Here is an 11,096-nt window from a genome sequence, read left to right as displayed (position 1 = left end):
GGACGCTCGATACCGACCGGGGGGCGGCGCAGACCTGGTTCTCCTTCTCGTATTCGCGGGTACTCGACGCCGACGGCAGGATCGCGGGCCTGTTCATCTTCGCCGACGAGACCACGCAGCGGGTGCTGGCCGACGCCGCGCTGAAAGACAGCCAAGAGAGCCTGGAACGGGCACTCGGCGAGGTGCGCAGCCTGAACGCGACCTTGGAACGGCGCGTCGAGGAGCGCACGAACGAGCGAGACCTGATGTGGGACACTGCTCCCGACTTGATGCTGATTATCGACTTCGAGGGCGTCTTCCAGCGGGTCAACCCGGCATGGACCCGCCTTCTCGGCTACGAGCCGCAGGAACTGGTCGGTCACCACGTCAACGAGTTCGTCCTGGTGGAGGACCATGTTGAAACGGTTGATGCCTATACCGAGGCAGCCGAGGGTGGGATGCCCCATATCGTCAACCGCTACCGGCACAAGGATGGCTCGACGCGCTGGATTTCATGGACCGCCGCCCCGGCCGGAACGCTTACCTACGCGACCGGACGCGACATCACCGAGGCCCGGGAAAGGCAGGCCGAGCTGGAGCAGGCACAGGAGGCCCTCCGCCAATCCCAGAAGCTGGAAGCCGTCGGCCAGCTCACCGGCGGCGTTGCGCACGACTTCAACAACCTGCTGACGATTATCCGCTCGTCCGTGGACTTCCTTCGCCGACCGGACCTGCCTGAGGCGCGGAAGGATCGGTATCTCAACGCCGTCGCTGATACGGTCGAGCGCGCGGCCAAGCTCACCGGCCAGCTGCTCGCCTTCGCACGCCGGCAGGCCCTCAAGCCAGAGGTGTTCGACGTCGGCGAGAGGATGCGCGGGATCGCGGAGATGCTCGATACCGTGACGGGCGCACGCGTCTACGTGGTCGCGCAGGTGCCCGATGCGCCTTGCTTCGTCCGGGCGGACCTAAGCCAGTTCGAAACCGCGCTCATCAACATGTCCGTCAACGCACGAGATGCCATGGACGGGGGAGGAACCCTCACCCTGCGCCTCGGATGCCGGACGACCCTTCCCGTCATCCGCGGCCATGCCGGCTCGCGCAAGGCCTTCGCTGCAGTCTCCCTCGTCGACACGGGTTCAGGCATTCCGCCGGACCTGCTTAGCCGGATCTTCGAGCCGTTCTTCACCACCAAGGAGGTCGGTAAGGGCACGGGGCTTGGCCTGTCGCAGGTATTCGGCTTCGCGAAGCAATCCGGCGGCGACATCGACGTGGCCAGCACAATCGGCCAGGGCACCACCTTCACCCTCTACCTGCCGGAAGTCGAGCAAGCGGAGGTCGAGGCCCGGGTCCGCGGGCCCGAAGGGGGCCTGACGCCTCTCGGCACGGGGCAGCGCATCCTCGTCGTGGAGGACAACATCGGCGTCGGTCAGTTCGCGACCCAGATCCTTGAGGACCTGGGTTATCGACCGACCTGGGCGGCCAACGCCGAGGAGGCGTTGGACCTGTTGGGCGGCGACGGCGCAGGCTTCGACCTGGTGTTCACCGACGTGGTGATGCCAGGCATGGGTGGCGTAGAACTTGCCAAGGCACTGCAGCAGCGGTTGCCGGACCTGCCGGTGGTCCTGGCATCCGGCTACAGCCACGTGCTGGCGCAGGAGGGCACGCACGGGTTCGAGCTACTGCAGAAGCCGTACTCGGCAGTGCAACTGGGCGACGTCCTGCACCGGCTTCTCGGCCTTCATGCGAGGGGTTCGGTCTAAGCAGGCTAGGCTTCCGGCTTGATCGGTGTGTACGAAACCCCACATTGCCCGCTTCGATGCACCTGCGGTCCGAAAGCGGACGCTCCGCATCCGACCGTGCAGAAATCAGGACTTATGAACGCACGCCCGTGCGTATTGGTCGGCTGCCAAACCTCTCTCCAGAGACCGTATCGATGACGACCGGCTGAATTTCGAGACCTGTCGTTTCATCGATGAACCGCGCGAGGTCAGCGCCGGAGTGTTGTTGTGCCCAGGCACCGATCATCACAAGGACCGGCAGAAAATCACGGCCTGCTTCGGTCAGCACATACTCCTCACGCGGCGGCCGCTCGGAGTAGAGGCGTTTCTCCAGCAATCCGTCGGTGGTTAGTGCGGCCAATCGGCGGGTCAGCATCGTAGGCGCGATACCGAGGCTCTTCCGAAACTGGTCGAACCGAGTGAGCCCGTAATAGGCGTCGCGCAGGATCAACATGCTCCAAGCATCCCCAACCGAATTGAGGCCGCGAGCGACAGGACACCGAACGAGGGAGGGTTGTTGAAAGTCCATATCGTTTCGCTAGTGACTCAGTATCAAAACGATAGTATCACGCTGATGGCGGACGATCCAGTGGGAAGAGGACAGGGATTAGCTGTTCTGAAACGGGATCATCGTTGGGACCTGAAGAGGCGCCCATCCGTCTGGCGAAACTACGAGTGCACGTTGCCGATAGGCGGCTGCCCAGCAGTAGGGGGGACCAATGGTCTATAGTTTGATTGTAGAGAAGGCGATCCGCCAGAGCTTCGATGACGTTAATAACCATCGTTGGGATGACGCAGTAAAGGGGCTTACCCCAAACGCGTATCACTGGGTTGCCGGGGATCATGCGTTGGGAGGCGAGCGACATGGGAAGCCAGCCATCAAACAATGGTTTGAGCGCATGGGCCGCGTGTTCCCGACGCTTCGCATAGAGGTCGATCAGGTCGAGGTTAAGGGTTGGCCGTGGAATACTACGGTGTTTGCTAAGTGGAGGGCTAGCGCAAAGCTCCTTGATGGTCAAAGCTCTTACATTAACAAGGGCGTTCACGTTTTTAAATTGCAATGTGGCAAGGTCACTTCAATTAAGGAGTACTTCGGTTCTCAGGCTGCGGAACGGGGACTTGCAATCCAAGCTCGTGCCGGTTTGGAAGAAGCTGCGGCTGCGCCAATTTTGAGCTAATGCGGGTCGCTGCCGCTAAAAGGCTGTTCCCGAGCGCGGGCGAGAACTTGGGTTCAGCTCTCCGTCAACCTGCCGCAGAGCGGACCTTACGAGGGTCCGAGAAGGGTCGGAAGCAGCCTCTCCCGGCGGGTCCAAGCGTCAGACTTGGTCCACTAGATCTCAACTGATGGCCGACCCAATGTCCCGCCTTTGAACCTCGAAGGTCCGTATCGGATCAGCCTGGAGTCAAAGACGGCCCCGCATCCTGTCGGGGACCTTTCTTCCTTTTCGTTCCATTCCTCGCCGCTGTTGCCAGACCGGGCGGACCAGGCACGGCAGGGGCAAGCCCCCTCCGAGGACGAGGCCGTCGCCTCACCTCGTGAGGAATGCCTTGTTCATCGTGAGGTTGACGATGACGCCGGCCTCGTCCCAGGTGCGGGAGACCGAACCATCCAACTGGTGCGTCGTCGCGCGGTCCAGCACCCTGCTGCCGTACCCGCCGGGACCGACGGGTGGCACGACGGGCGGCCCGCCCCGCTCGGTCCAGGCCAGGGCGAGGTTCTCTCCGTGGTCGGAGCCCGACACGTCGAGCGTGCCGCTGGGCACCGACACGGCACCGTACTTGAGCGAGTTGGTGGCCAACTCGTGGACCACGAGGGCCAGGGTCGTCGCGGCTGCCTCGCCAACCCCCATCCTCGGCACCGAGACGCGAATGCGACCGCTGAACGCGCCCATGTCGTCGTAGGGCGCTAGCAGGATCGCGAGCAGGTCCCCAAGCAGTGCCGCCTTGCCGTCGTCGCCCGAGAGCGGACGCACAAGGTCGTGCGCGCGGCCGAGGGCGGTCAGCCGTTGGGTGAGCTCGCGGGCCATGTCGACCGTCGTGGTGGTCGAGCGGGAGGTGATGGCCGTCAGGCTCGTGGCAATGGTGAGCAGGTTCTTGACGCGGTGGCTCATCTCGCCCGCGAGCAGTTCGTGTGCCTCCTCGGCCTGCTTGCGCCCGGTCACGTCGAGGAAGATGCCGAACATCACCCCTTCCTCGATGCCCTGGTCGTCACCCTGGCCACGCGCGGAGATCCACTTCACCAGCTCCCCCTGCAGGATGCGGAAGTCGATCTCGTAGGAACCAAGGATCGCCCGAGGCGCGGCAAAGGCAGCCCTGACGCGGTCGCGGTCCGCCGGATGGATGCGGGCGGATAGGTCCCCGAAGTCGACCAGGTCGCTCTGCGGTAATCCCCAGAGGACGAAGGCCCGCTCGTCCATGGTGAACGTGTCGTCGTATACGTTCCAGGACCACAGCGCGACGCCGGCCGCATCGATGGCGAGGCGCAGCTGTCGTCCTCCCCATTTCGGAGACGACACTTGCTGGGGTGTCATAAGGTTTCCGATGGATCTGGGCAGGAGGCCGACCTCTATGGCTTGAGACGCTGCCGAAGCCAGCGCGTCGCGTCGTCCAGGCTGTCGAAGACCGGGGCTGACCGAGACGGCAACTTGCCGAAGCTCGCCTCAAGGAACCAGCCGCCCGCCTGTTCGTGGTCCTCGTCCTCCAATCGCACCAGGAGCGCGACGAGCATCCCGTTCGCCATCACCAACCGGCCGTCGCGGTCGTCGCCGCCCGTATCGACCTTGATCGGTTGCATGACCACCAACGGCTCGACGTTGTGCGGGGCGGTCACGGTTAGGCCCCCTGGGATTGATCGAGCCAATGCACGCTGCGGCGGTCGTGCCAGCGAGCGTTCTTGAGATGCAGGTAGTTCGGATTGAATTTGCAGTGGTCCTTCAAACGGTCCAGATCCAGGATCGTCAAAACCCTCTGCTTGAGCCTGATGAGCCCCAATTGCCGCAAGTCCTTGAGGACACGGTTCACGTGAACGTTCGAGAGCCCCATCGTATCGGCAACCTCGGTCTGCGTGAAAGGGAACGCGTAGCTGCTATCCCTGACCCGCCCGACCGCATCCAGACGCATGTAAAGCTCGCAGATGAAGTGGGCGATGCGCTCGTTGGCCTCGCGTGCGCCCATGTTGACCAACCACTCCCGCAGGATCGCCTCGTCGACGAGGGCGCACCACAGCAGGGCACGTGTGATGCGGGGATGGTTGGTCATGATCTCGTCGATGGCCGAACGGGAGATCTCGACCACCTGGCAGGCCGTAAGCGTGCCGATGTTGTGGTCCATCTGATCGAGGATGAACACGTTGAGGTCACAGAAATCGCCGGGCACGAAGTAGGCCATGATCTGGCGCTGGCCGTCCGGCAGGACCTTGTAGCGACAGGCATAGCCGTCGAGGATGAGATGGACGTGCTCGGGCACGTCACCTTCCCGCACGAGGTCGACCCGGGCCCCTACCCCACGAACCCGTAGGACGAACGCGGTCAGGGCCTGATGATCCTGGTCAGTTAGGGCTTCAAAGCTCTCCAGCTTCCGGATCAGAGCATTCTTCATCGAACCTCGACATGCGATAACGCCATTTCGCACTACGTGGAAATTTCAACATCCGCACGATCATATGACGGGTATTTGCGTTGTTCCGGCCGTGAGCCTACGAAGAGACATCGCTTGCACGCATCAGGGCGCAAGCGGCTGAGGGTTGTTAAACTCCCGCCCCGACACGGACGGGGCACCCTTGTCTCAATGCCTTATGCACGACTGCCGAAACAGATTGCTTGCGGCTTTGGCACCGGCCGACCTGGCGCTGCTGGAGCCCCATCTCGAACTGGTGACGCTGGCCCTCGGCGAGATGGTGATTGCCCCTGACGAACCCATAACACACGTGCACTTCATCCAGCAGGGCATCGTTTCGTGCATCGGGGTCGCGACGGACGGCGAGCGGATCGAATTCGCTGTGGTCGGCCGCGAAGGCTTGGTCGGGTTGCCACTGTTGATGGGTGCCGACCGGACGCCCGACGAGGGACTCGTTCAGATGAGCGGGCTTGCCTGGGCGATCCCAAAGGATGCGTTCCTGGGGGCGATGCGATCCAGTCCGTGCCTGCACGGCCACCTGCTTCGCTACGCCCAAGCCCACCACGTCCTCGTTGCCTCCACGGCTTTGGCCAATGGGCGCTATAAGGTCGACGCTCGCCTGGCACGCTGGTTGTTGATGTGCCACGACCGTGTGGACGGCGATGTCCTACCAACCACGCATCAGTTCCTCTCCCTCATGCTGGGCGTCGACCGAAGCGGATTGACGACAATAGTTCGCAGGTTCGTTCGCGAGGGCCTGATCGAGTCCAGGCGAGGCACCATCACCATCGTGGATCGCACTCGCCTCTTGATGTTGGCCGGCGCTGCGTACGGAAGGCCGGAAGCCGAGTACGAACGACTTCTCGGTCAGGAACCCACATCGATCTAAGCGACAATCCAGGTAGGTGGTTACTGCCCAGACCAATTCACTTCACGACGACGCCAAGATGCTGGTCGACAAGCTCAAGGCGGCCGGCGGCCAGGTGTCCTACCGCGACTATCCCGGCGTGACCCACGAGTTCTCCGGGATGGGCAGCGTGGTAGCGAAGGCGAAGCAGGCCGAGGAAGCCGTCATCACCGACTTGAGGGGGGCGTTCGCCGGTACGGCAACCGGCTCGACGGCCCCGAGGTAATCCTCGGACCGGGGCCGCCTACGACTCGACCGGCCGGCCTGTTAGACGTGCTAGCTCGGGCACTCTTAATCCTTCGCCGAAGCGCGCCCGGACAACAGCATGACCGTCGACCTGGATGGCTGGCAGTCTTTTTCAGCTTGTGCGCTTGGCGTTCCAGCTACCGCTGCAATCCACGAGGCCTCCTGATGTGCGCCACGTGCCGCTGCCGCTGCCGTCCGAGCTAAGCTTACCCATGATCGGCACCGTGTTCGGGCCCTTGATGAGCGTGACCTGCACGGCCCCGCCGGCGGACACGCCACCGCCGATGTCCACGTCTTCACCTGGGACCGAGGCGTTGCTGGCCTTAATCTGCACCTGATAGTTCGTATTGGCCGAGCAGGGGCCTTGTGCGGTCATTGCCATGATGCTCCAGGACCCGTCGTACTTGTTCGGCACACGAACCTTCTTCGTTGCCGCATCCGCTGGACACAGAGCGGAGGCCATCAGGCAAGTGACCAGGATCGAGACACGTAGATGGGCCATACGGCGCTCCAATGATTGCACGGTCAAAGCCGACCGCACGTTCATTGAACGGCGCAGCAACTGACTATGTTCGGGATATGGGATGCTGGGCTGCAATTGCCAGCAATAAAGATTCCGTCGGCGCCTGAATAACTGACAGATCAAGCTCGACCTTGCAGATGCTTCTCGTACGCCGTGGCCAAGCGGTTCAGATGCCGGCGTACCACGCGTAGCCCTGGTCCTCCCAGTACCCGCCCTTGCCCTCGCCTATGCCGGCGAAGCTTTCGACCACCTCGATGCGCATGACGTACTTGGCCTGCTTGTAGCCGAGGTTGCGCTCCAACCGGAGGCGAAGGGGCGCCCCATTGGCGACGGGCAGGGTCTGCCCGTTCATCTCGTAGGCGAGGATCGTCTGCGGGTGATAGGCATCGACGAGGTCGACGCTCTCGTAGAAGCGGACCGGCGCGGGGGCGCCCTCGTCGGCAATTGCCGTATCCTCCGATTTTCCGGAGTTCCGTGTGTCCTCGTCCCCGACCGCCCGCTTCGTCATGTTCGGGTTTGCACCCTTCGCGGACGTTTCCGCCTGAGGCTCTTCCTCTTCGCCGTCCCCGCCGCCTTCGAGCGCGCTGCCCTGATCCATGGTGTCGGCGCAGTGAAACATCACGTAGCGGGCGTTGGGCTTCAGAACGGCACGCTGCAGGAGCTCGCTGAGCGGCACACCGGTCCACTTGCCGATGCAGCTCCAGCCCTCGACGCAGTCGTGGCGGGTAATCTGTGTCCGGGCCGGAAGCTTGCGCAGGTCAGCCAGGGTGATCTTGAACGGCTTCTCGACGAGGCCACCGACCTCCAAACGATAGTCGGCGAACTTCCGTCTCACGAGGGCCTTGTAGTCCTTGTCCGGTGGGTCCTCGGTTCCGTTCGGCTTGAACCACGGCGAGATGTCGGCTTCCGCGTATTCGGGGGCCAGGGTCGCGTCGCTGGTGAGCAGGCGATGCACGAAAAGGTTGGCGTCCTCGCCCGACTTCAGGGTGTGCTTGAACCAATCCATCTCGCCGAGGCGGTCGCAGCCTCCCAGGACGGAGGCCCCGAGCGCCCCCGTGGCACCCAGAAGGAGCGAGCGGCGACTGGGTGGGCGGATCATGCGGTCCCTCCCGCCCCGACGGGAGCCGGCACCGCCTCGACCTTCCGCTCGATCACGAACCAACCGGTGACCATGCCGCGCATGTTGTTCCAAAACCCGGAGAGGAGGACGAGGGCGACGTGTACGACGACGAACAGGACAAGGAGATTGGCGACGATGAAGTGCACCGTGCGTGCCGACTGTCGACCGCCGAACATCGTCAGCAGCCAGGGCGCGGCCGCATCGAGCGCCGGCGACATCGCCATGCCCGCCAGGACTTCCGTAGGCAGGAGCACGAAGAGCACCACCACGTAGGTGAGCTTCTGGATGACGTTGTAGCGCTTGGCTTCGTCGCCTAGCGGGAAGCGCAGGGTGAGGTGCTCCAGGATCGACGCCCCGAAATGGCGGATCTGGTCCCGTGACGGGATCACCCGGAATCGTAACTGCCCGCTGACGAGGCCATACAGCAGATAGGCGAGCCCATTCAGGACGAAGACCCAGGCGGAGAAGAAGTGCCAGCTACGTCCGCCGGTGAGGTCCTGCTCGCTCGGCAGGGTGAGCCAAGGCGGGAAACCGCGGTCGGCCGGAGCGCCGTTGGCGGCCGTCGACGAACCCAGCACGCCGGTGGTGTCGAAGGGGTGCCCCATCACCGTGGTCACGCCCCTGGGCGGGTCATCCTCGGTCGCGGACATGGACAGGAACGGCGTGTCGAAGGTGGAGACCTTGCCCCAGTACAGGGCGGGATGAGCGTTGAAGATCTGCAGGCCGCTCATCAGCAGCACCAATAGGCAGACCGCGTTGACCCAGTGCGTGACCCGGATGACCACGGGGTGGCGGAACATCCAGCGGCGGCGCTCGACCTCGGCAAGATCGGGTGCCGAGCGCGTCAGGTAGGTGCGGGGCAAGCGGCTTTCTCCAGGAACGAACGGCCGTGGGAGGCCCCTGATCGGAGCCTCCCACCCAGGCGAGTGGCGCAGGTCACATGCCGCGGTTCATCATCCGCTTCTTCATCATGCGCCTTTTCATCATGCGCTTCTTCATCATCATCCGGTCACCCCTCATCATGCGGACCTGGGTGATCTCGGATTGGCCTGACTGAAGGCCGTTCACGGCCATGGGGGCGGCGGAAGCCGAGCCGGCGCCGAAGGCGATGCCTCCCAAAAGGGTCATGGCGGACAAGGCGAACGTGATCTTTGTCATGGATATCTCCTAAGCGAGGTTGGATTGCGAGTTCGACAGGACAGAAAGACGAAGTGCCTAAGATAAGTTCCTAAACAAAATCAAAAAATACTATCATATGATCACATCAGATAAAGCTTCTACGTGCGCTGGAACCGCAGTCCCACGCCTTGTCCCAGTTGGAACTTTGAGGCATGTACGGAACGACCGCCGAATAGGTTTCAGAAATTCGGATCAGCCTTCACTTGCCCGATGTGATGTGGCTGATGACTTAAAGACCGGCGCCATATTCCGGGACAGGGGCGTCGCGTGGACGTTCCCGGTCGCAAGACGGCATCCAGCGTCTAGGCATTTCGGTCCCAAGGTCATTGGCACCAACAAAAGCGCACAGCGGGTAGCCGAGGCGTCGGCATCGGTGGCGCCGGCTCGAAGGCCAGGCGCGTGGGGATCACCGCCTAAACCGTCAGCCCGACAGGTGGTCGACGGGCACGCCGATCCGCACTTTCAGGCCGCGACGCTGCCACGAATGCGAGATCGTGCCTTCGAGGTGCCCGCCGATGCATCTCTGCGCCAGCGTGGATCCGAAGCCGACGTGCTTGGGAACGCTGGAGATGGATGGGCCACCTCGCTCGGTCCAGATGAGTTGCATCTCGCCGTCCTGCTCCCGGCAGGTGATGAAGATCGTTCCGTTTGCCGTGGACAAAGCGCCGTGCTTGATGGCGTTGGTCGAGAGTTCATGGACGATCAGGGCCAGGCACGTCACCGTCTGGCACCCGATGACCGGATTGTATGACTGGAGAAACCGAAATCGGCGGCGCGCCGGTCGGGCGGTCTCGTAGGGCTCAAGCAAGCTGCGGAGGAGGTTCTGCAGGGTCTGGCGCGGTTGACCTTCCGCCGCGTCCGTAACGGGCGCGTGCAGGTAGAGTAGGCCCCGGTCCAGCGCCGATAGCCGCTCCCTCAAGGCACGGGCATAGGGCTGTACGGACGGCTCGCTGCGGGCGGATACCGTCACGAGCCCATTGACGAGTGCGAACACGTTCTTGAGCCGATGGCTCATCTCCAAGCTGCGAAGGTCGCGGTCCTCCTCCGCACGCTTCATCCACGTTAGGTCGCGGGACACGGCGTAAAAGCCTATCGGGGCCGCTTGGGCATCGATCAGCTCCGATACCGCAACATCCCAGTACCTGCTTTCACCTCGCCCGTTCGGACGCCAGCCACCGAATGCCGCCGTGCCGATGGATCTTGCCTGACCGAGCGCGGTCGCGACCGCGGCGTGTGCCTCGACTGGCCATCCGTCGACCCAAGGCTCGCCCTCGTTCTCTGCGGTGTTTTTGCTGCGGAGGAGACGAAGCGCCATCGGGTTGGCGTACTGAAGGTTGCCGTTGGCATCCAGCACTTCGATGCAATCCGGACTCGCATCGATGAAACCGCGTCCAGGCCCTTCCCCAGTGAGAGGATGGCTCGCGGTAAGTGCCGGGAGGCTTTCGGAGACAGGTTCGAAGCCTGGGCCGGACGCTGACCAACGGCGCAAGACGTTGATCGGCCAAAGCCCGCCGAGACCTATGGCCGGATCGCGTTCGATGCCATTGCTCACGGTTCACCCCGGGTTCCTGAAACGCCGCAGGCACGTATGTGCAGACGAAAGCCTAGCTCAACCCCGCAAATGCAATGTCGTCATATGATGGGTTTCATCAACATAACTTGATTGGCTGATAATATTCAGCAATCCCCAATGCGAATTTACAGCAGGTGCGAGGCAACTGATCAATTTGATGAAAATTACTGCATCGT

The 11,096-nt window shown here is 62.9% G+C and carries 13 protein-coding genes; 4 read left to right on the top strand and 9 right to left on the bottom strand.

Annotated elements, in window-relative coordinates:
- Positions 1-1,739, top strand: a 1,739-nt coding sequence (locus CRT23_RS15190; protein WP_146056399.1) for a PAS domain-containing protein, incomplete at its 5' end; no start/stop codon positions are given.
- A gap of 112 nt (positions 1,740-1,851) precedes the next feature.
- Here CRT23_RS15190 and CRT23_RS15185 read toward each other — a convergent pair.
- Positions 1,852-2,286, bottom strand: a complete 435-nt coding sequence (locus CRT23_RS15185; RefSeq protein ID WP_103710365.1) for a helix-turn-helix domain-containing protein — start codon at positions 2,284-2,286, stop codon at positions 1,852-1,854.
- A gap of 190 nt (positions 2,287-2,476) precedes the next feature.
- On the opposite strand from CRT23_RS15185, the gene CRT23_RS15180 reads away from it, so the two are divergent.
- Entirely contained in the window at positions 2,477-2,935 is a 459-nt protein-coding gene (locus CRT23_RS15180) for a nuclear transport factor 2 family protein (RefSeq protein WP_103710364.1), read from the top strand.
- Positions 2,936-3,286: 351 nt separating this feature from the next.
- Here CRT23_RS15180 and CRT23_RS15175 read toward each other — a convergent pair whose 3' ends face one another.
- From CRT23_RS15175 to CRT23_RS15165, 3 genes are read right to left on the bottom strand one after another with little or no spacing between them, the layout of a single operon-like run.
- On the bottom strand, positions 3,287-4,288 hold the full coding sequence (locus tag CRT23_RS15175) for a sensor histidine kinase (protein ID WP_103710363.1): 1,002 nt from the start codon (positions 4,286-4,288) through the stop codon (positions 3,287-3,289).
- A 35-nt stretch (positions 4,289-4,323) separates the two neighbouring features.
- On the bottom strand, positions 4,324-4,587 hold the full coding sequence (locus tag CRT23_RS15170; protein ID WP_245436252.1) for a hypothetical protein: 264 nt from the start codon (positions 4,585-4,587) through the stop codon (positions 4,324-4,326).
- Positions 4,588-4,589: 2 nt separating this feature from the next.
- Entirely contained in the window at positions 4,590-5,354 is a 765-nt protein-coding gene (locus CRT23_RS15165) for a Crp/Fnr family transcriptional regulator (protein ID WP_103710362.1), read from the bottom strand.
- Between the two features lie 217 nt (positions 5,355-5,571).
- Here CRT23_RS15165 and CRT23_RS15160 point away from each other — a divergent pair, with 217 nt between their 5' ends.
- A complete protein-coding gene (locus CRT23_RS15160) occupies positions 5,572-6,261 on the top strand; it encodes a Crp/Fnr family transcriptional regulator (RefSeq protein ID WP_245436250.1) in 690 nt (229 codons plus the stop codon).
- A 16-nt stretch (positions 6,262-6,277) separates the two neighbouring features.
- Positions 6,278-6,505, top strand: coding sequence for an alpha/beta hydrolase fold domain-containing protein (locus tag CRT23_RS15155; protein WP_103710360.1), 228 nt, complete (start codon positions 6,278-6,280; stop codon positions 6,503-6,505).
- A gap of 132 nt (positions 6,506-6,637) precedes the next feature.
- On the opposite strand, the gene CRT23_RS15150 is transcribed toward CRT23_RS15155, so the two are convergent.
- From CRT23_RS15150 to CRT23_RS15130, 5 genes are all read right to left on the bottom strand, one after another.
- Complete coding sequence (locus CRT23_RS15150; protein WP_103710359.1) at positions 6,638-7,027, bottom strand: heme utilization protein; 390 nt, start codon at positions 7,025-7,027, stop codon at positions 6,638-6,640.
- 187 nt (positions 7,028-7,214) lie between these two features.
- Positions 7,215-8,147 (bottom strand): molybdopterin-binding protein, encoded by a 933-nt coding sequence (locus CRT23_RS15145; protein WP_103710358.1) that lies wholly within the window; start codon positions 8,145-8,147, stop codon positions 7,215-7,217.
- A complete protein-coding gene (locus CRT23_RS15140) occupies positions 8,144-8,968 on the bottom strand; it encodes a cytochrome b/b6 domain-containing protein (protein WP_103710373.1) in 825 nt (274 codons plus the stop codon). The genes CRT23_RS15145 and CRT23_RS15140 overlap by 4 nt, the downstream gene beginning before the upstream one ends.
- A 136-nt stretch (positions 8,969-9,104) precedes the next feature.
- On the bottom strand, positions 9,105-9,326 hold the full coding sequence (locus CRT23_RS15135; protein ID WP_103710357.1) for a hypothetical protein: 222 nt from the start codon (positions 9,324-9,326) through the stop codon (positions 9,105-9,107).
- A 442-nt stretch (positions 9,327-9,768) separates the two neighbouring features.
- Positions 9,769-10,899: a PAS domain-containing protein gene (locus CRT23_RS15130; protein WP_103710356.1), complete on the bottom strand. Its 1,131-nt coding sequence runs from the start codon at positions 10,897-10,899 to the stop codon at positions 9,769-9,771.
- Between the last annotated feature and the right edge of the window lie 197 nt (positions 10,900-11,096).

The sequence above is a fragment of the Methylobacterium sp. V23 genome (assembly GCF_002917135.1).
GTDB lineage: Bacteria > Pseudomonadota > Alphaproteobacteria > Rhizobiales > Beijerinckiaceae > Methylobacterium.
This window is presented reverse-complemented; position numbering and strand designations above follow the sequence as displayed.

Excerpts from the sequence above, each read along its gene's own strand:
- CRT23_RS15185 (WP_103710365.1), bottom strand. The coding sequence starts at position 2,286 with ATGGACTTTCAACAACCCTCCCTCGTTCGGTGTCCTGTCGCTCGCGGC.
- CRT23_RS15180 (WP_103710364.1), top strand. The coding sequence starts at position 2,477 with ATGGTCTATAGTTTGATTGTAGAGAAGGCGATCCGCCAGAGCTTCGAT.
- CRT23_RS15175 (WP_103710363.1), bottom strand. The coding sequence starts at position 4,288 with ATGACACCCCAGCAAGTGTCGTCTCCGAAATGGGGAGGACGACAGCTG.
- CRT23_RS15165 (WP_103710362.1), bottom strand. The coding sequence starts at position 5,354 with ATGAAGAATGCTCTGATCCGGAAGCTGGAGAGCTTTGAAGCCCTAACT.
- CRT23_RS15150 (WP_103710359.1), bottom strand. The coding sequence starts at position 7,027 with ATGGCCCATCTACGTGTCTCGATCCTGGTCACTTGCCTGATGGCCTCC.
- CRT23_RS15145 (WP_103710358.1), bottom strand. The coding sequence starts at position 8,147 with ATGATCCGCCCACCCAGTCGCCGCTCGCTCCTTCTGGGTGCCACGGGG.
- CRT23_RS15140 (WP_103710373.1), bottom strand. The coding sequence starts at position 8,968 with ATGTTCCGCCACCCCGTGGTCATCCGGGTCACGCACTGGGTCAACGCG.
- CRT23_RS15135 (WP_103710357.1), bottom strand. The coding sequence starts at position 9,326 with ATGACAAAGATCACGTTCGCCTTGTCCGCCATGACCCTTTTGGGAGGC.